The organism is Bradyrhizobium ottawaense (genome assembly GCF_002278135.3).
Classification (GTDB): domain Bacteria; phylum Pseudomonadota; class Alphaproteobacteria; order Rhizobiales; family Xanthobacteraceae; genus Bradyrhizobium; species Bradyrhizobium ottawaense.
On the sequence record NZ_CP029425.2, the window covers coordinates 6,332,440 to 6,350,765 of the forward strand.

The following is an 18,326-nucleotide window of genomic DNA, read 5'->3' on the forward strand; positions in this document are numbered from 1 at the left end:
TTTCGCGCTGGCGGCCGTCCGGCAGGCCCGACAGTTCATGCTCGAGCCGCAGCTTCTGCGCCCCGAGACGCTGTTCGAATGTATGTGGCTCAGATCGTCTTCGCATCTTCCGTCCTCGGTGGCTGCAGTCCCGGGCTGTTGGCCCAGCGCTCGACTTGTTCGATGACCTTCTGGTGGCTGGGACGCACCGGCTTGGGGGCTTCCGGCTCTTCGGAAAGCTTGCGAGGCAACCTGACTTCGTCCGTCATGGCTTCTCTCCCTTTCCATGAGAATGCGCCACCGCCGGAGTCGTTTCAATAATAAATCATTGATTTTGTTATATTTTCTTACTCATTCGGCGTCTTTCTCGACTCTTGTGGAACTCCCGCCAAGTTGGTTCGTTGAGTAACCTACTCAACCTGCTCAATTTGTGTGATCGACCATGAACGACCTTCGCGCCGAGCGCCTACAGGTCATGCTCACGCCGGAAGAGTTGGCCGCCGTTGACGATTTCCGGTTCAAACATCGCATGCCGACGCGGGCGGCAGCGGTCCGCGAACTGCTCAAGTTCGGATTGGCCGCCGTCGGCGTCGACGCGGCTGCGGGTGTGAAGTCGAGCAGCTTCGGCGTTTTCGGCCGCGGGCCCGACGGGCATACGCAGGAGGATCCCGAGAACGGCACCGGGGGCTGACCCACAGGAGCCGTTCATAAGCAAACGACCCCGGCACGGGGCGTGCCAGGGCCGTCTTGGAGATTGCTTCCGGCGCACCGGGGGCGTGACAACCGGGAGCAACCTGTCGACGCGTCGCGCGAGGATTCGTTCCTCGCGCTGACCGTTGCGTCTAGCCGCTCGGCGCGTCGCCGGAATCGTCCGGCGTCATGCCGGAGCCCGGCGTCTTGCTGTTGTCGTTGAGCTTGGGATCGCGCGTCGCCTCCCGCGACGGCGAGCCTTTCGAACCCGTCTTTTGCGGATCCGTCTTGTGCACGGACTGTGCGCGCTGCTTGTCGCGCGGCTGTTCCTCCGCCCGTTTGTCCTTGACGATGCCGTGGTCGGAATGGGCCATGATGTGCTTTCACCTCTCCTGATGTGTCGAAGCGCTTACGCACTGCGGCGTCGAATGTTCCGGCGAGGCGCTAGCTGTGCGCCGCGTGGACCGCAGCCGACGCATTCCCCAGATGAACCTGGCGCACCGTCGTCACCGTCGCGAACGCGACCGAGACACCAAAGGCGAGAATGAGTGAAAGAAGAGCCAGACGTGGAGCCATCACAAAACCTCCTTCTGGAAGCGAAAACCAACGCGATCGACTGTCCCCTGATCATCCTGGATTGGTCGCTTGCATTCCGTGAGCGGTCTCACACGCGGATTCACGAAAAGCAGAGCCCTCACGCATCCCGCTTTTGAGGGAAACGGACTACGAGAGGCGGAATTTCCCCGTCGAGCCAATCCTGCTCGTGGGCGAGCGCCGTCCAGGCGTCCGCCATGCGCGAAAAGCGCTTGTGGGCGGGTTGTCCCTCGGCGCGCTCGGCGAGCTGAAGACAGTTGTCGGCATTATCCCTGAAGATGTCAGACTGTTTCATATTGAAGACGTGGGGACGGAACTCTCGGGTCGCAACCCGCTTGCCGGATCGTAATGTTCAGGGAACTCCGCACGCCATTGGCTGTTTGATATCGATGCGAGTTCTTGTCGCGATCATCCTGGCATTCATCAGCACCGCAGCGCTTGCCGACAGCACCGGTGAACGAAAGTCTGGCGACCGCCCTCCGAGCGCAACCGACGTCATCAGCGGCCTTTATGATTTCAGCCGCTTCCAGCAGGGCCTCCTGGAGAGCACCGATCTGAAGGGCAACGCCGAGGTCAAGAACCTCGCCGCCTTGCGTGCCGAGGAAGCGGCCAAGCGCGACAAGGCGCTGAAGCAGATCCAGGAGGCGATCGGCGCGGAGCCGCGCATCGGCAAGACGACGTCGGTCAGCGCGGGCCTGCTGGTCGAGCCCGAAACGTCCGACGGACCGACTTACGTCCGAAGCTTCTATGCCTCGCAGATTCCCGAATATGAATCGGCCATTGACCTGCTCGAACGCTATTTGAAGGCGCCCGATAACGCGGCGCTCGCAACGTTTGCGCGCGAGCAGCTCCCGATGCTGCGCGCACAGGTCAAGGACGCCGGGCGCACCATGGCGGACAAGTAGCCCCCTCTATTTATTTGTCGTTCGGATGATGTTGCTGGCTCTGCGGTCGCACGGTGCGGTCGCTCTCCGGCATCCGGTCCCGGCCCGCATCCCCATTGTCGTCCTTGCCGCCCGAAGACGAGGTGCCGCTGCCGCTCGGGTTCGACCGGGTCGCCGCCCCCGTCGTCGGAGTATCCGCCCTCGGGCTGGCGGAGCTCGCGGCGGGATCGCCGGTCACCGCCCCGCGGCCGCTGGGCGCTCCGCCCTGCGCCAAGGCCGACCCGGCAAACAGCACGACGACGATCGCGGCAAGTCCTGCTTTCATATCCGTTCTCCATGTCTTTGCGGGCTAACCGCGAGGGTTGGCGCTCGTTCCGAAGGGTGGCGGGGACGAACGAGCGGGCCGCAGGATCGCGGACGCCAGCCCTTTTCGAATTCGGATGGAACCAATTCGGCGGATCGTGGTTATATTTGCCGGGCTGAGCAAAGCAGGTTCCATTTGCTGGCGCCGCAAGGTTGGCGCTTGATTTCGAATTTGGCTGACGCTCTATGTTGACCAATCGCGTCTGGCCATAGATTCGGCCGACACCTGCGGGGGAATCAGTATGAGCGACCTCGATCCCGGATCTGCATCACGGTCCGGTCGTCGCGTCCCAAAGCCAAAGCCCAACGGTGTATCGGATCCGGATTCCCGGGCCGAATTGCTGCTCGCCCTGCAGGCCATGCGCAGCGGCGATTTCTCCGTCCGCATGAGCGGCGACTATCTCGGCATCGACGGCAAGATCGCCGACACTTTTAATGAAATCATCGCCGCCAACCAGCGCATGGCGCAGCAGCTCGAACTGGTCGGCCAGGTGGTCGGCCGCGAAGGCAAAACGCGCCAGCGCGTGAAGTTCGGCCTCGCCTCGGGCTCCTGGGCCGACATGGAAGGCTCCGTCAACACGCTGATCGACGACCTGCTGTGGCCGACCCGCGAGGTGACGCGTGCGGTCGCGGCGGTGGCGCAAGGCGACCTGCTCCAGACCGTCAAGCTCGACGTTGACGGCCGTCCACTCCGGGGCGAATTCCTGCAGTCGGCGACCATCGTCAACACCATGATCAAGCAGCTCGGCGTGTTCACCTCCGAGGTGACGCGCGTGGCGCGCGAGGTCGGCACCGAGGGCAAGCTCGGCGGCCAGGCCCAGGTGCCGGAAGTGACCGGCGTCTGGAAGGACCTCACCGAGAGCGTCAACTCGATGGCGAACAACCTGACCAATCAGGTTCGCAACATCGCCGAGGTGACGATCGCGGTCGCCAACGGCGACCTCTCCAAGAAGATCACGGTCGACGTCCGCGGCGAGATCCTTCAGCTCAAGGAAGCCATCAACACGATGGTGGACCAGCTCCGCTCCTTCGCCTCAGAAGTGACGCGCGTGGCGCGCGAGGTCGGCACCGACGGCAAGCTCGGCGGCCAGGCGATCGTGCCCGGCGTCGCCGGCACCTGGAAGGACCTCACCGACTCCGTCAACGCGATGTGCGGCAACCTGACCGCACAGGTGCGCAACATCGCCAACGTCACCACCGCCGTGGCGCGCGGCGACCTGTCGCGCAAGATCACGGTGGACGTGCGCGGCGAGATCCTGGAGCTGAAGGACACCATCAACACCATGGTGGACCAGCTCAACTCGTTCGCCTCGGAAGTGACGCGCGTCGCGCGCGAGGTCGGCACCGAAGGCAAGCTTGGCGGACAGGCGCAGGTGCCTGGCGTTGCCGGCACATGGAAGGATCTCACCGACAACGTCAACTTCATGGCCTCGAACCTGACGGCGCAGGTCCGCAACATCGCCGACGTCGCCACCGCCATCGCGAGCGGCGACCTCTCGAAGAAGATCACGGTGAACGTCTCGGGCGAAATCCTTCAGCTGAAGGAGACGCTCAACACCATGGTCGACCAGCTCAACGCGTTTGCCGGCGAAGTGACCCGCGTGGCGCGCGAAGTCGGCACCGAGGGCCGGCTCGGCGGCCAGGCCAACGTGCTCGGCGTCGCCGGCACCTGGAAGGACCTCACCGAGAGCGTCAACTCGATGGCGTCGAACCTGACCGCGCAGGTTCGCAACATCGCCGAGGTGACCACCGCGGTCGCCGGCGGCGATCTGTCGAAGAAGATCACGGTGGACGTGCGCGGCGAGATCCTGGAGCTGAAGGACACCATCAACACCATGGTGGACCAGCTCAACGCCTTCGCCGGCGAAGTCACGCGCGTCGCGCGCGAGGTCGGCACCGAAGGCAAGCTCGGCGGCCAGGCCGTCGTGCGCGGCGTCGGCGGCACCTGGAAGGACCTCACCGACAGCGTCAACTCGATGGCCTCGAACCTCACCGGCCAGGTCCGCAACATCGCCGAGGTCGCGACCGCGGTCGCCAAGGGCGATTTGTCGAAGAAGATCACAGTGAACGTGTCGGGCGAAATCCTTCAGCTGAAGGAAACGCTCAACACCATGGTCGACCAGCTCAACGCCTTCGCCGGCGAAGTCACGCGCGTCGCCCGCGAGGTCGGCACCGACGGCAAGCTCGGCGGCCAGGCCGGCGTGCCCGGCGTTGCCGGCACCTGGAAGGACTTGACCGACTCCGTGAACTCGATGGCGGGCAACCTCACCGCCCAGGTCCGCAACATCGCCGAGGTCGCGACTGCGATCGCGGGCGGCGACCTGTCGCGCAAGATCACCGTGGACGTGCGTGGCGAGATCCTGCAGCTCAAGGACACGCTGAACACGATGGTCGACCAGCTCAACCGCTTCGCGGGCGAGGTGACGCGCGTGGCGCGCGAGGTCGGCACCGAAGGCCGCCTCGGCGGTCAGGCCAACGTGCCGGGTGTCGCCGGCACCTGGAAGGATCTCACCGACAGCGTGAACTCGATGGCGGGCAACCTCACCGCCCAGGTCCGCAACATCGCCGAAGTGACCACCGCCGTCGCGCGCGGCGACTTGTCGCGCAAGATCACCGTCGACGTGAAGGGCGAAATCCTCGAGCTCAAGAACACCATCAATACGATGGTCGATCAGCTCAACGGCTTCGCCGGCGAAGTGACGCGCGTGGCGCGCGAGGTCGGCACCGAAGGCAAACTCGGCGGACAGGCCGAGGTGCCCGGCGTCGCCGGCACCTGGAAGGACCTCACCGACAACGTCAACTTCATGGCCTCGAACCTGACGGCCCAGGTCCGCAACATCGCCGAGGTCGCGACCGCGATCGCAGGCGGCGACCTGTCGAAGAAGATCACGGTGGACGTGCGCGGCGAGATCCTGCTGCTCAAGGACACCTTGAACACCATGGTCGAGCAGCTGCGCTCCTTCGCCGCCGAAGTGACGCGCGTCGCGCGCGAGGTCGGCACCGAAGGCCGGCTCGGCGGTCAGGCCGTCGTGCCCGGCGTCGGCGGCACCTGGAAGGATCTGACCGACAACGTCAACCTCTTGGCCGCGAACCTCACCACTCAGGTCCGCAACATCGCCGAAGTGACCACGGCGGTCGCGCGCGGCGACTTGTCGCGCAAGATCACCGTCGACGTGAAAGGCGAAATCCTCGAGCTGAAGAACACCATCAACACCATGGTGGACCAGCTCAACGCCTTCGCCGGCGAAGTCACGCGCGTGGCGCGCGAGGTCGGCACCGAGGGCAAGCTCGGCGGCCAAGCGCAGGTGCCCGGCGTCGCCGGCACCTGGAAGGATCTCACCGATACCGTCAACTTCATGGCGGCAAACCTGACCGAGCAGGTGCGCGGCATCGTCAAGGTGGTGACCGCGGTCGCCAATGGCGACCTCAAGCAGAACCTCACCGTGAAATCGAAGGGCGAGGTCGCTGCGCTCGCCGACACCATCAACAACATGACCGAGACGCTCGCCACCTTCGCCGACCAGGTGACGTCGGTGGCACGCGAGGTCGGCGTCGAAGGCCGGCTCGGCGGTCAGGCCAACGTGCCGGGCGCGGCCGGCACCTGGAAGGACCTCACCGGCAACGTGAACCTCCTGGCGGCCAACCTCACCTCGCAGGTGCGCGCGATCGCCGAAGTCGCGACCGCCGTCACCAAGGGCGACCTGACGCGATCGATCCAGGTCGATGCCCGCGGCGAAGTCGCCGAGCTGAAAGACAACATCAACACGATGATCACGAATCTCCGTCTCACGACGGACGTGAACACCGAGCAGGACTGGCTGAAGACCAACCTCGCCAAATTCACCAACATGCTGCAGGGCCAGCGCGACCTCACCACCGTCGGCCGGCTCTTGCTCACCGAGCTGTCGCCGCTGGTGAACGCCCATACCGGCGTGATCTATCAGATCGAGAGCGAGGACAATCCGCAGCTCCTGCTGCTCGCCTCCTACGCCAGCGACGGCATCTATCCGTATCAGCGCGTGCTGCAGTTCGGCGACGGCCTGATCGGCCAGTGCGCGCTCGACAAGCGGCCGCGCGTGGTCGCCGACATTCCATCCGACGTGGTGCCGATCAACTCGGCGCTGTTCCGCGTCGCGCCGAAGAACCTCGTCGTGCTGCCGGTGCTGTTCGAGGGCCAGGTCAAGGCCGTGATCGAGCTCGCCTCGCTCGTCTCCTTCACGACCTCGCAGATGACGTTCCTGGAGCAGCTCACCGACTCCATCGGCATCGTGCTCAATTCGATCGAAGCGACGATGCAGACCGAAGGCCTGCTCAAGCAGTCGCAGCAGCTTGCCGGCGAGCTCCAGACCCAGCAGCGCGAATTGCAGCAGACCAACGACCAGCTCGAGCAGAAGGCGCAGCAGCTCGCCGAGCGCAACGTCGAGGTCGAGCGCAAGAACCAGGAGATCGAGCAGGCCCGCCGCGCCCTCGAGGAAAAGGCGACCGAGCTTGCGCTGACCTCGAAGTACAAGTCCGAATTCCTCGCCAATATGAGCCACGAGCTGCGCACGCCGCTGAACTCGATCCTGATCCTTGGACAGCAGCTCACCGACAATCCGGACGGCAACCTCTCGGCCAAGCAGGTCGAATTCGCCCGCACCATCCACGGCGCCGGCACCGATCTGCTCAATCTCATCAGCGACATCCTGGATCTATCCAAGATCGAATCCGGCACGGTGACGGTCGACGCCGAGGAAATCCTCACCGCGAACCTGCTGGAGACCGTCGGACGGCCGTTCCGGCACGAGGCGGACAACCGCAATCTCTCGTTCAAGATCGACGTCGATCCGAACCTCCCACGCAGCATCGTCACCGACTCCAAGCGCCTGCAACAGGTCCTGAAGAACCTGCTCTCCAACGCCTTCAAGTTCACCGCGGAAGGCGAGGTGCGCCTGAATGTCACCGCCGCGGTCGGCGGCTGGGGAACGGATCATCCGGTGCTGAACTCCGCGCCGGCGGTGATCGCGCTCGAAGTGTCCGACACCGGCATCGGCATTCCCGTGGAAAAACAGAAGCTGATCTTCGAGGCGTTCCAGCAGGCCGATGCCGGCACCAGCCGGAAATATGGCGGCACCGGCCTTGGGCTTGCGATTAGTCGCGAATTGGCAAGCCTGCTCGGCGGCGAAATTCATCTGCGCAGCTCGCCGGGCAAGGGCTCGTCGTTCACGCTGTATCTGCCGCTCAAATATTCCGGCCCGACGCTCGCACCGCGCGCCGCACCCGCGCCGCAGCAAAACAATCAGCCGCCTGCGCTGCAGCCCGCCGCCGCGCCGGAGCAGCAGCGCGTCATTGAGCAGCTTCCCGACGACCGGCTCAACCTCGAGCCTGGCGACAGCATCCTTCTGATCGTCGAGGACGACCCGCATTACGCGCGTGTACTGGTCGACCTCGCGCGCGACAAGGGATTCAAGGTCCTGGTCGCCGCCCGCGGTGCGGAGGCGCTGGAGCTTGCCAAGCAATACCAGCCGAGAGCAGTCTCGCTCGACGTGTTCCTGCCCGATATGCTCGGCTGGACCGTGCTGAGCCAGCTCAAGCACAATCCGCTGACCCGCCACATCCCCGTGCAGATCATCACGCTCGACGAGGACCGCCAGCATGCGCTGGCGCGTGGCGCGTTCTCCTTCGTCAACAAGCCGACGACGACCGAGGGCGTCTCGGCCGCGCTGACGCAGATCAAGGAGTATGCACGGCCGCGGCGCAAGCGGCTCCTGATCGTCGAGGACAACGAGGCGGAGCAGCTTTCGATCCGCGAGCTGCTGCACCACGACGACATCGAGATCGTGACGACGGACACCGGCGCCGGCGCGCTCTCGACGCTGCGGGAGGCGCCCTGCGATTGCGTGGTGCTCGACCTCAGGCTGCCCGACATGAGCGGTTTCGAGGTGCTGGACCAGATCCGCAACGACGAGGCGCTGTCCAACGTCCCGGTCGTCGTCTTCACCGGCCGCGAGCTTTCGGCGGAGGAGGATGCGGAACTCCACACCATGGCGCGCAGCATCGTGGTCAAGGGCGTGGAATCGCCGGAGCGCCTGCTCGACGAGACCGCATTGTTCCTGCACCGCGTGATCACGGAGCTTCCGGTCGAGAAGCAGCGCATGCTGGAGAAGCTGAACAGTTCCGACGAGGATTTGATCGGCAAGACCGCGCTGCTCGTCGACGACGACGCCCGCAACATCTTCGCGCTGTCGAGCGTGCTGGAACGGCGCGGCATGAAGGTGCTGACCGCCACGACCGGCCGTGAAGCCGTCACCCTGGTCGAATCCAATCCGGAGATCGCCATCGTTCTGATGGACATCATGATGCCGCAGATGGATGGCTACCAGACCATCGGCGTCATTCGCGAAAACCAGGCCTTCGCCCGCCTTCCGATCATCGCGCTGACCGCCAAGGCGATGAAGGGTGACCGGGAAAAATGCCTGGAGGCCGGCGCGTCCGACTATCTCGCCAAACCCGTCAACACCGATCAATTGCTACTTGCGATCCGCATGTGGCTGCACCGATGAGTTTGGATCCGCGAATGGACCACGAAAAGGTCAACATCCTCCTCGTCGACGACCAGCCGGCCAAGCTGCTCGCCTATGAGGTGATCCTGAAGGAACTCGGCGAGAACCTCGTGGTCGCTTCGTCCGGACGCGAGGCGCTGGAGGTGCTGCTCAAGACCGAGATCGCGGTGATCCTGGTCGACGTCTGCATGCCCGAGCTCGACGGCTTCGAGCTTGCCGCGATGATCCGCGAGCATCCGCGCTTCCAGAAGACCGCGATGATCTTCATCTCCGCCATCCAGGTCAGCGACATCGACCGGCTGCGCGGCTACGAGATGGGTGCGGTCGACTACGTGCCGGTCCCGGTCGTGCCGGAGGTGCTGCGCGCCAAGATCAAGGTGTTTGCCGAGCTCTACCGCAAGACCCGCGAGCTGGAACGGCTGAATCAGGAGCTCGAGGATCGCGTCCGCGCACGCACGGCGGAACTGGAGAACTCCACCGCGAAGCTGCGCGAAAGCGAGCAACGGCGCAGCATGGCCATCGCCGCCGGCAAGATGGGTTCCTGGGATTGGGACTGGATCAGCGGCGACTGGATGTGGGACGAGGGGCAATATCGCATCTTTGGCGTCGGCCCGGAGAGCTTCGAGGTCAATCCGGCCAACGTCCAGGCGCTGTTGCATCCCGACGACGTCGATCAGTTGCGCAAGGCGATCGCCGAATTCAACAAGGGCACGCGTGCCTATGAGACCGAGTTCCGCATTGTGCGGCCCGACGGCGAGGTGCGCTGGTGCGTCGGCACGGCGGCCGCGACGGTCGACGACAGCGGTCGCGTCGTGCGCGTGAGCGGTGTCACCGTGGACATCACCGAACGCAAGCGAGCCGAGGAACGGCAGAATTTGCTGGCGCGGGAAGTCGATCACCGCGCCAAGAATGCTCTGGCGCTGGCGCAGTCGATCGTCCGCCTCACCCGCGCCGACGAGGTCAAGGCCTATGTCAGCGCCGTCGAAGGACGCATCAATGCGCTGGCGCGCGTGCACACCATCCTGTCGCTGTCGAGCTGGCAGGGCGCGGAGCTCTCCAAGCTGATCGACGAGGAGCTTGCGCCCTATTCGCTCGGCGGCCAGATCATATTGGCGGGTCCGGAGGTCCAGTTGCTGCCGGCGACGGCCCAGACGCTGGCGCTCGCGCTGCACGAGCTCTTCACCAACTCGGCCAAGTATGGCGCACTCTCGACCAGGTCGGGACGGCTCACGATCGGCTGGCAGGTCGAGGACCAGCTGCTGACGCTGAGCTGGGAGGAATCCGGCGGTCCGCTCGTCATGACGCCGAAATCGCGCGGCTTCGGCACGCGGAGCCTGCTAGCGAGCGTCGAGTCCCAACTCGGTGGACAGGCGCAATTCGATTGGCGAGCCGAAGGACTGTTGTGCCGCCTCAAGGTGCCGCTGACACGCAAGACGGCGACGGCCGCCCCCGGAAAATTCGACGCCCCCAGCTCAGCCGAATTGCAACGCGCCTCGGGCTAAAGCGCGATGCGATCAGGATGAAGCGTCATCGCGCTTTGGTTTGTTGTTTGAGCATGATCTTTTCGGAAAACCGCTGCGCACTTTTCCGGATCGTGCTTTAGCCCGACGCCGCCATCCTGGTTTGCCGCGGCGGCCGCGCTTCCTCGGCGAGGCGTCCTTCGAGCCAGGCTTCCGTCTGAGCGAGATCGCGTAGCGCCCTCGCGTAGCGGCGGGCCGCACTTCGCTCCGCACCGCGCGGCAGTTTGCGGGCCTTGCGCAGCATGTCCGCAGCCGCGTTGCGATAGGCCAGTGAGCGGTAAAGAAAGACTACCTTACCCATACCGAATGTTCCCGTTTTGCTGACGCTCATCCTCGCAGGCCCGGCATGAACGTCGGATGAAGCCGGTGATGACAATTCCTTCATGCGTTTGGAACCGGCGAATATGGCCCGCGTTTGCATGTCAGTTCGGGATGCGGTTCCCATGCGCGCAAAAAAGTCGTCGGACCTGATCTCTCCCACCGGCCTCATCAAGCTGATGACGCATGCGATGATGGGCGCAGCCCTCGGCCTCGCCTTCAGCCTCACGCTGATCCTGTCCAATCCCGCCGTCGCCAAGCTGCTCGATCACGGCGGAAGCCAGGCCGCAATCATCTTCGCCCTGACATTGGTGACGACGTTCGCGATCGGCGCGACACTCACCGGCGTCGTGTTCATCCTCGCAGAGGACAAGCAATCTTGAAGCGTGCGTGCGGCCCGGCAGATACGTTTGTCGGGAACTCCTTCGGCAAATGGCGGTTGGCTGCCTGCGTCAATTTAACTCAGGGAGTTCCCCGCATGACAACGGCAAAACTCGTTCTCACCGCAATTTTGGCCACCGGCCTCGCCGCGGCGCCGCTCGCCGCACAGGCCAAGTCGCACAAGGCCAAACACGGATCATCGATGTCGTCCTCGCAGACCACGGGCGCCAACACCAAGGCCTCGAAGGGCGCGGATCCTTCCGGCCAGGGCGGCTCCGGTCCCGGCTCGGACCAGGGCGGCACCATGACGAACAAGAGCAGCAAGGGCATGAGCAATACCAAGTGAGCTCAGGCCGACATGACATCAAAAGCCCCGCGGCGACGCGGGGCTTTTTTTCTTGATGCGGGATCGGCAATCGAGCGCCACATCGTCGAGCGCCGGCGTCAGCTCGTTACGGGCGACGCGTTTCAGAGTTGAGCGGGCGGCTCGCAGCATTCGTCTTCACGAGTTGCTCGAGCTGCGCCCGCTTGCGTCCGATCAGAAGTTGGGCCGCAGCATCGTCGAGCCCCGCACGCTGCAATTGCCGGATGGCCGAGCCCAATTCGAGAATCTCGGCGCGCAACCTCAAGATCCGGTAAGTGTCCGGGTCCTCCTCCACGGCGCCCCCCAAAAGGTGTCAGCGCCGCGTGCTCGCGCGCTCGGGACCGACGGCTGTCTTCACGAGACGAAGGCGCACCCGGTCGCGAACGTCAGGCAGGACATCGCCGCCGCCAGCAGCCTTCCATTCGCCGATCAGCAAATTGACCTTCCGGCGCAAATCCATCTGCGCCAGGGCTTGCTGGACGCAATCGCGGTCGCCGTTGATGAGATCGCGCACGGAGGCCTCGACGCCGGCCATCTCAACCCTCAAGGCGCTGATTTTACGTCGAATTTCATTAATTCTGTTGTCCATGGCTTGTTAGAACAAAATAAGAACATATAGTCAAGTCACGATTTCAGGACGGAGAAGCGACATGCAGGTTCAGGGCAAATACGACGCCAGGGTTTTCCTCGCCGAGCAGATGACACGGACGCAGGGGCTGAGGTTGAAACGGCTGAGCGAAGAAGCGTATCAGCCCGCGCAATATGCGCGCGATCTGTCCTTCAGCGAGGCCGCACGTCGTATCCAGGTGCTGGAAGCCGAGATCGAGCTGGCGAATTCCTTCTAGGCTGCGCCTGGAACACTGTCCGCGTCCTTCGGAACCATGCCCGTGTCGAATGGTTCTCCCCGGCCAAGGGAGAACATGCATGGCACGCAAGGCAAAGAAGCGCAGCTACTCGCGCAGCGCCGGCAGCGATGTCGAGAGCGAGATGCGCCGCTACAAGAAGGGCACCGCCAAGAGCGGTCGCAAAGGCCGTGGCGGACGTGTGAAGAGTCGCAAGCAGGCGATCGCGATCGGACTGTCGAAGGCACGCAAGAAGGGGAAGAAGGTCCCGAAGAAGGCCGCCAAGAAGACCTCCAAGAAGAGGACGACCAAGAAGAGGACAACCAAGAAATCGTCGAAGCGCAAATCCAGCAAGCGCTGACGTTGGCCTGTGTCAGATCATGCTGCCCGGCATGAAGCAGCGGATCGAAACGCCGAACGCGGTCTTCACCGGCCACACCATGGTGCGGCCGGCCCGGTTCGGCTCGGTGATGACGGCTTCGTCCGGCACCTCGATCCACTCGCCGTCGAGACGCACGCGATAATGCCCGTTATGCGACTCCCAGTCGGGATCGGCGACGGCAAAACCATCCGCATCCGAACAGCACGGACCAAGGTGGCTGCGCAGGCTGTCGAACCATGGCTTCAGGGGTGAGTCCGCGTAGCGGCCGTCGTCCCGCCCGAGAGCGTTTCCGCCCCAGAGCACGAATGGCGCCACGAGTAGCGCCCTCCTCAGCGAGAGCTTCAATCGATCCATGTCGGCACCGATCAAATGCGAACCAGCGGCCAGTTCCGGAAACCGGCGGCAAGTTCGAAGTTCCACGCTTGCAACTGGTCCCGGTGGCATCGTTGCCGCCGGCGACCTGCACGAGTCGGAACTTTGATGAGCGAACACGGCTTTTTCGGACGAACCGCGTCATCGTCGCTGCCGTTAACGAGAATGTTATCGATCGCCTCCCGGGAGTCCTGAAGGCGAACGAAAAAGGCGGCCTCGAGGGCCGCCTTTCTTGATCCATGCCGATCGGCGTTCGCCTCAGGCGAGTGGTACCGCGACGAAGCGGGTCGCCTGCGCGCTTCTGACCTGCAACAGCACGCTGCGCTTGCCGGACGATTTGGCCTGCGCCAACTCCGAGCGGACGTCGCCGACATTGGCGACGGCCTTGCCGCCGACGTTGAGGATGACGTCGCCGGTCTGGATGCCCCGCTGCGCCGCCGGCCCTTGCGGATCGACTTCGGTGACGACAACGCCCTTCTGGCCAGCGCCCTGGACGTCACCGGCCGGAGCCAAAGCAAGACCGAGGCGCGGCGTGCCGGAGCCCGGCTGGTCCTTGCCAACATCGGCCTTGGCCTGCCGTTCGTTCGGCAGTTCGCCGAGCGCGAGCGTCACCGTTTTGCTGTCGCCTTTGTGGAAGACGTCGAGCTTCACTGAGCTGCCAGGCGCAAGAGTCGCGATCGTGCGGGCGAGGTCGCGGGAGTCCTTGATCGCGGTGCCGTTGACGGCGGTGATGACATCGCCCGCCTCGATGCCGGCCTTGGCCGCCGGGCTGCCATCCTGCGGATTGTCGACGATCGCACCGCGCGCCTCCTTCAGTCCGAGGCTGTCGGCAATCTCGGCGGTGACCGGCTGCACTTGCACGCCGAGCCAGCCACGGGTCACCGCGCCCTTGTCCTTCAGCTGCGCGACGACAAGCTTTGCGGTCGAGGCCGGAATGTCGAAGCCGATGCCGACCGAGCCGCCGGAGGGCGAGAAGATCGCAGTGTTCACGCCGATCACGTTGCCGCTCATGTCGAAGGCCGGGCCGCCGGAATTGCCCTTGTTGATGGGCGCATCGATCTGGATGAAGTCGTCATAGGGGCCGTTGCCGATGTCGCGGCCACTGGCCGAGACGATGCCGGCAGTCACGGTGCCGCCGAGGCCGAAGGGGTTGCCGACCGCGACCACCCAGTCGCCGATGCGCGGCTTCTGGTCGGAGAATTTGACGAACGGGAAGTCCTTCTTGCCGTCGACCTTGATCAGCGCGAGATCGGTCTTCGGATCGGTGCCGACGACCTTGGCGGTGTAGCTCGTGCCGTCATCCATGGTCACCTGCACCGACTCGGCGTGGTCGACGACGTGGTTGTTGGTCACGGCATAGCCGTCGGCGGAGATGAAGAAGCCGGAGCCTTCGCCCGTGATCATCTGATGGCGCTGGCGCGGCATGCCGTTCATGCCGCCCGGGCCACGGAAGCCGAACTGCCGCGAGAACTGGTCGAACGGGGTGTCCTCGTCCTGATCCATCCGGTTCTGCTGCAGCATCGCGCTCTTGTCGTTGTCCTGGTCGATCTTGACCCGCACCGAGATGACGGCGGGTTTGACCTTACTGACGAGGTCACCAAAGCCCGGCGGCGTCGCGGCGGATTCGGCGGCCTGGGTCGGGGTAATGAAGGAGCTCGGACCGAACGGCGAAGAGCCGGGAGCAGCCGCCAGCACGGCCACGCCGAGCGCGGCCACGGTGCCGAGCAGCGCAAGCCGGCGCGGCCTCAGGATCTTGCGGGACGTGGTGTCGGAATTGACGCGATCGTTCATGTCGAAATGTCCATGTTGGATAAGGTGTCGCCTTGCCTCCAACATGGCCATCGTCACCTTACGACGTCCCGTCCATCCGATTAAATCTTCGCAAAGAATGCGCGGGCCCCGGGAAAGTCGTCCCTGCGCATTTGATGCAGCTCAACGCGGGTCCTTCGGGCAGTGAAAAAATGCGGCCACCGGATGATGTTCATCGGAGGCGCGCCATGTACAAAGACATTCTCGTCCACATCCCCACCGAACGCCCCATGCGCTGCGCGATCGAAGGCTCGATTTCGCTCGCGGCGCGGTTCAACGCCCATCTCGACGCAGTCGCGATCGGCTATGTTGCGACCAGTGCGGCTTACGTGATGGAGGGCGGCGCTGCGGTCGCGGCCGTGTTCGAACTGGAACGCGAGCGCGCGGTAGAGCGGGCCGAGGCCGCGCTGGCGGTGTTTGGCATCGAAGCGGCGAACGCCGGCATCTCCTACGGCTGCCGCGCGCTCGGCGCGATCCCGGTAGACGCGGCCGGCTCGCTCGGCGAGATGGCACGGTTGCACGACCTCAGCGTCGTGCTTCAGCCAGATCCGGCGCAGGGCTCGTTCGACAACGACGTGCCGCGCGAGATCCTGTTCCAGGCCGGCGGCCCGGTGCTGTTCCTGCCCTACACCTTCCATGGAGCTTTCAAGGCGAACCGGATCGGCATCTGCTGGGACGGCAGCCGCCTCGCGGCCCGCGCCGTGCACGATGCCGCACCGTTCCTGGCGCGCGCCGATGAGATCGTGATCATCACCATCAACGAGGCCGATGCGGTCTCCGACGAAGCTTCAGCGAACGGTCTGGCAAGACATCTCGGCCGGCGCGGACTGTCGACCCGCACGGTCGGCCTGTCGGCGACGCGCGCCGACATCCAGCCGACCATCCTGTCGCTGGCGGCCGACGAGGGCCTCGATCTCCTGGTGATGGGCGGCTACGGCCATTCGCGGTTGCAGGAGCGCGTTCTCGGCGGCGTCACCCGCGCCATGCTGCAGGCCATGACGGTCCCGACGCTGATGTCGCATTGAGCCGGGCCGGCCCGGCGCCATCACGCCGCGACCGGGGTCTCCCACGTCGCGGGTACGGCGTCGCCCTCGTCGTGCTGCACATTGCACGCGTCGAAATGCGCCTTGAGCTCGACCTCGGCGAGATATTCGAAATGTTCGGCCTGGCCGAGGAGTTCCCAGTTCTGAAGCGGCCGGTAGGCCGCCTGCTGACGACAGAGGGACGCCAGCGCCCGGTAGCGACGTACGTTCTCCATGAGACCCTCCCTCGCATTCACTGGGCTTATTGCCCCGATTTGCGTCAGGCCGATGGCGGTTGTGCAAAAGATTTGCTGCGCCTAGCCTCGGCTCGCTGCTAGGAAATATATGTCCGGGCCAAAGTTCCAAATGAACCGCGCCTTGGACCCGAAGGCTAGGCGTAGAGCCGGCGCTCCACGGTCACGCCGACCAGGTCAAGATAGCGCTCGATCAGGGCGGGCCGACCGACCAGATAGCCCTGCATCTCCTCGCAGGCCTCCCGCGCCAGGAAGGCACGCTGCGCTTCCGTCTCCACCCCCTCGGCAATGACCGGGATACGCAGGGCGTGCGCGAGACTCAGGACCGCGCGTACGATCTCGGCCGATTGCGGCGTCGCCTCGAGATTGGAGATGAAGCTGCGATCGATCTTGATCTTGTCGAACGGGAACGACTGGAGATAGGACAGCGAGGAATAGCCGGTGCCGAAATCGTCCATCGCGATGCGGATGCCGAGCGCCTTCAGCCGCCGCAGCAGATTGAGCGCGCGGGTGAAATCGCCGATCAGCACGCCCTCGGTGATCTCGACCTCGAGCCGCGTCGGCGTCAGCCCCGTCTCCAGCAGGATCTGGTGGATCGAACGTTCGAGATCGCCGGCCTGGAACTGGATCGGCGACAGGTTGACGGCCACCTGCAGCGGCCGCGGCCAGGAAGCCGCCTCGCGGCACGCTTCGCGCAAGACCCATTCGCCGATCTGGACGATCAGCCCGTTCTCCTCGGCGAGCGGAATGAACTGGTCCGGCGGCACGAAGCCGCGAGTCGGATGGTTCCAGCGCAGCAGAGCCTCGAAGCCGATGACCTCGCCATCCACCCGCGCCTGCGGCTGGAAGTAGACCAGGAACTGGTTCTGCTCCAGCGCCAGTCGCAGGTCGTGCTGCAACAGCCTGCGGTCGCGCAGCTCCTGGTCCATCTCGGATTCGAAGAAGCGCACCCGGCCCCTGCCCTCGCGCTTGGCACGGTAGAGCGCCGAGTCGGCGTTGGCGAGCAGCGTGGCGGCATTCACGCCGTCGTCCGGATAAAACGCGATGCCGACGCTGAGGCCGACATGGGAGAGATAGTCGTCGACCTCCAGCTCCTGGCCGATGGTCTCGACCAGGCGTTCGGCGAGCGCCAGAACGTCATCGCGGCTGATGTCGTCGGGCATCAGGATCATGAATTCGTCGCCGCCGATACGGGCGACGAAGGCGCCGTCGGCTTCCTCGGCAAGCCGGTCCGCCGCCGCCCGCATCAGCAGATCGCCGACGGGGTGGCCGAACACGTCGTTGACTTCCTTGAAGCGGTCGAGATCGAGGCTGAGCACGGCAAAACTGGTCGCCGCCTCCTGCGCCCGCTCCAGCCGTTCGCCGAGCACGGCGTTGAAGGCGCTGCGGTTCGGCAGGTCGGTCAACGCATCATGATGCGCAAGATGGCTGATCCGCGCCTCGTTGGTGATCCTCTCGGTGACGTCCTCGATCACGCCGACCAGGTATTGCGGCGCGCCGCTGCCGTCCCTGACCAGCAGCTTGCGCGAATTGACGAGACGATCGCGGCCCTTCACGCCGACCTCGAGCAGATGCCCCTCCAGGAACATCGGCGCGCCGCTGTCGACGACGCGGCGATCCTGCTCGTTGACGACGCGGGCGATATGGTCCGGAAAGATCTGCTGCGGAGTCTTGCCCAGCATCGCCTCGCGCGGCATTCCGTAATACTCTTCGCCGGCGCGATTGAGCAGGACGTAGCGGGAATCCTTCGCATCCTTGGCAAACACCGCGATCGGGATGCTCTCGATGATGCTGTCGAGGAATTCGCGCGCCCGCAGCAGATCCTGTTCGGCGCGCTTGTGCGTCTGTTCGAGTTCCTCGATCATCAGCTTCATTGCACGGTCGGTGCGGCGGCGATCGCGATCGCCCTCCTCGTAGGCCGCACCGACGAGCTCGCAGAGCTTGGTCAGGTCGACCTGTCCGGACTCGTCCGTCGACTGGCGGATCTGTCTTGCGAGCAGCCGGTGCATG

The 18,326-nt window shown here is 64.7% G+C and carries 21 protein-coding genes; 9 read left to right on the forward strand and 12 right to left on the reverse strand.

Annotation, left to right across the window (positions count from 1 at the left end; genetic code table 11):
- Positions 1-89: 89 nt before the first annotated feature.
- Positions 90-248, reverse strand: a complete 159-nt coding sequence (locus CIT37_RS30015; RefSeq protein ID WP_018321736.1) for a hypothetical protein — start codon at positions 246-248, stop codon at positions 90-92.
- A 173-nt stretch (positions 249-421) separates the two neighbouring features.
- Between CIT37_RS30015 and CIT37_RS30020 the strand changes: the two genes are divergently transcribed.
- Positions 422-670 (forward strand): hypothetical protein, encoded by a 249-nt coding sequence (locus tag CIT37_RS30020; RefSeq protein ID WP_028144042.1) that lies wholly within the window; start codon positions 422-424, stop codon positions 668-670.
- Positions 671-821: 151 nt separating this feature from the next.
- On the opposite strand, the gene CIT37_RS30025 is transcribed toward CIT37_RS30020, so the two are convergent.
- From CIT37_RS30025 to CIT37_RS30035, 3 genes are all read right to left on the reverse strand, one after another.
- Positions 822-1,043, reverse strand: coding sequence for a hypothetical protein (locus CIT37_RS30025; RefSeq protein WP_028144043.1), 222 nt, complete (start codon positions 1,041-1,043; stop codon positions 822-824).
- A gap of 70 nt (positions 1,044-1,113) precedes the next feature.
- Complete coding sequence (locus tag CIT37_RS30030) at positions 1,114-1,245, reverse strand: hypothetical protein (RefSeq protein WP_256379439.1); 132 nt, start codon at positions 1,243-1,245, stop codon at positions 1,114-1,116.
- A gap of 118 nt (positions 1,246-1,363) precedes the next feature.
- Positions 1,364-1,558, reverse strand: coding sequence for a hypothetical protein (locus tag CIT37_RS30035; protein WP_028144044.1), 195 nt, complete (start codon positions 1,556-1,558; stop codon positions 1,364-1,366).
- A 94-nt stretch (positions 1,559-1,652) separates the two neighbouring features.
- Here CIT37_RS30035 and CIT37_RS30040 point away from each other — a divergent pair, with 94 nt between their 5' ends.
- Positions 1,653-2,168: a DUF4142 domain-containing protein gene (locus CIT37_RS30040; RefSeq protein ID WP_095426965.1), complete on the forward strand. Its 516-nt coding sequence runs from the start codon at positions 1,653-1,655 to the stop codon at positions 2,166-2,168.
- 10 nt (positions 2,169-2,178) lie between these two features.
- Here the strand turns inward: CIT37_RS30040 and CIT37_RS30045 are convergent, their stop codons facing one another.
- Positions 2,179-2,472 carry a hypothetical protein gene (locus CIT37_RS30045; RefSeq protein ID WP_028144046.1) on the reverse strand — a complete coding sequence of 98 codons (294 nt, stop codon included), beginning with the start codon at positions 2,470-2,472 and terminating at the stop codon, positions 2,179-2,181.
- A gap of 280 nt (positions 2,473-2,752) precedes the next feature.
- On the opposite strand from CIT37_RS30045, the gene CIT37_RS30050 reads away from it, so the two are divergent.
- Positions 2,753-9,052, forward strand: coding sequence for a HAMP domain-containing protein (locus tag CIT37_RS30050; RefSeq protein ID WP_028144047.1), 6,300 nt, complete (start codon positions 2,753-2,755; stop codon positions 9,050-9,052).
- Positions 9,053-9,066: 14 nt separating this feature from the next.
- A complete protein-coding gene (locus CIT37_RS30055; RefSeq protein ID WP_028144048.1) occupies positions 9,067-10,554 on the forward strand; it encodes an HWE histidine kinase domain-containing protein in 1,488 nt (495 codons plus the stop codon).
- Positions 10,555-10,651: 97 nt separating this feature from the next.
- Here the strand turns inward: CIT37_RS30055 and CIT37_RS30060 are convergent, their stop codons facing one another.
- Positions 10,652-10,873: a hypothetical protein gene (locus CIT37_RS30060; RefSeq protein ID WP_028144049.1), complete on the reverse strand. Its 222-nt coding sequence runs from the start codon at positions 10,871-10,873 to the stop codon at positions 10,652-10,654.
- Between the two features lie 142 nt (positions 10,874-11,015).
- Here CIT37_RS30060 and CIT37_RS30065 point away from each other — a divergent pair, with 142 nt between their 5' ends.
- Entirely contained in the window at positions 11,016-11,273 is a 258-nt protein-coding gene (locus tag CIT37_RS30065; protein WP_028144050.1) for a hypothetical protein, read from the forward strand.
- A 95-nt stretch (positions 11,274-11,368) separates the two neighbouring features.
- Entirely contained in the window at positions 11,369-11,617 is a 249-nt protein-coding gene (locus CIT37_RS30070; protein ID WP_028144051.1) for a hypothetical protein, read from the forward strand.
- A gap of 106 nt (positions 11,618-11,723) precedes the next feature.
- On the opposite strand, the gene CIT37_RS30075 is transcribed toward CIT37_RS30070, so the two are convergent.
- Positions 11,724-11,930: a hypothetical protein gene (locus tag CIT37_RS30075; protein ID WP_028144052.1), complete on the reverse strand. Its 207-nt coding sequence runs from the start codon at positions 11,928-11,930 to the stop codon at positions 11,724-11,726.
- An 18-nt stretch (positions 11,931-11,948) separates the two neighbouring features.
- Complete coding sequence (locus CIT37_RS30080; RefSeq protein WP_095426964.1) at positions 11,949-12,170, reverse strand: hypothetical protein; 222 nt, start codon at positions 12,168-12,170, stop codon at positions 11,949-11,951.
- A gap of 115 nt (positions 12,171-12,285) precedes the next feature.
- Here CIT37_RS30080 and CIT37_RS30085 point away from each other — a divergent pair, with 115 nt between their 5' ends.
- Both CIT37_RS30085 and CIT37_RS30090 read left to right on the forward strand, forming a co-directional pair.
- Positions 12,286-12,480 (forward strand): DUF3072 domain-containing protein, encoded by a 195-nt coding sequence (locus CIT37_RS30085; protein ID WP_018321749.1) that lies wholly within the window; start codon positions 12,286-12,288, stop codon positions 12,478-12,480.
- A 79-nt stretch (positions 12,481-12,559) separates the two neighbouring features.
- On the forward strand, positions 12,560-12,838 hold the full coding sequence (locus tag CIT37_RS30090; RefSeq protein ID WP_095426963.1) for a DUF6496 domain-containing protein: 279 nt from the start codon (positions 12,560-12,562) through the stop codon (positions 12,836-12,838).
- A gap of 12 nt (positions 12,839-12,850) precedes the next feature.
- On the opposite strand, the gene CIT37_RS30095 is transcribed toward CIT37_RS30090, so the two are convergent.
- Entirely contained in the window at positions 12,851-13,213 is a 363-nt protein-coding gene (locus tag CIT37_RS30095; protein ID WP_028144056.1) for a hypothetical protein, read from the reverse strand.
- Positions 13,214-13,489: 276 nt separating this feature from the next.
- Positions 13,490-15,022 carry a Do family serine endopeptidase gene (locus CIT37_RS30100; RefSeq protein ID WP_161966505.1) on the reverse strand — a complete coding sequence of 511 codons (1,533 nt, stop codon included), beginning with the start codon at positions 15,020-15,022 and terminating at the stop codon, positions 13,490-13,492.
- 206 nt (positions 15,023-15,228) lie between these two features.
- Here CIT37_RS30100 and CIT37_RS30105 point away from each other — a divergent pair, with 206 nt between their 5' ends.
- Complete coding sequence (locus CIT37_RS30105; protein WP_028144058.1) at positions 15,229-16,065, forward strand: universal stress protein; 837 nt, start codon at positions 15,229-15,231, stop codon at positions 16,063-16,065.
- Positions 16,066-16,085: 20 nt separating this feature from the next.
- Here CIT37_RS30105 and CIT37_RS30110 read toward each other — a convergent pair whose 3' ends face one another.
- The gene (locus tag CIT37_RS30110) at positions 16,086-16,298 is read right to left on the reverse strand and encodes a hypothetical protein (RefSeq protein WP_038951145.1); all 213 of its coding nucleotides are present in this window, start codon (positions 16,296-16,298) and stop codon (positions 16,086-16,088) included.
- Between the two features lie 155 nt (positions 16,299-16,453).
- On the reverse strand, positions 16,454-18,325 hold the full coding sequence (locus CIT37_RS30115; RefSeq protein WP_240536467.1) for a putative bifunctional diguanylate cyclase/phosphodiesterase: 1,872 nt from the start codon (positions 18,323-18,325) through the stop codon (positions 16,454-16,456).
- Position 18,326: the final 1 nt, after the last annotated feature.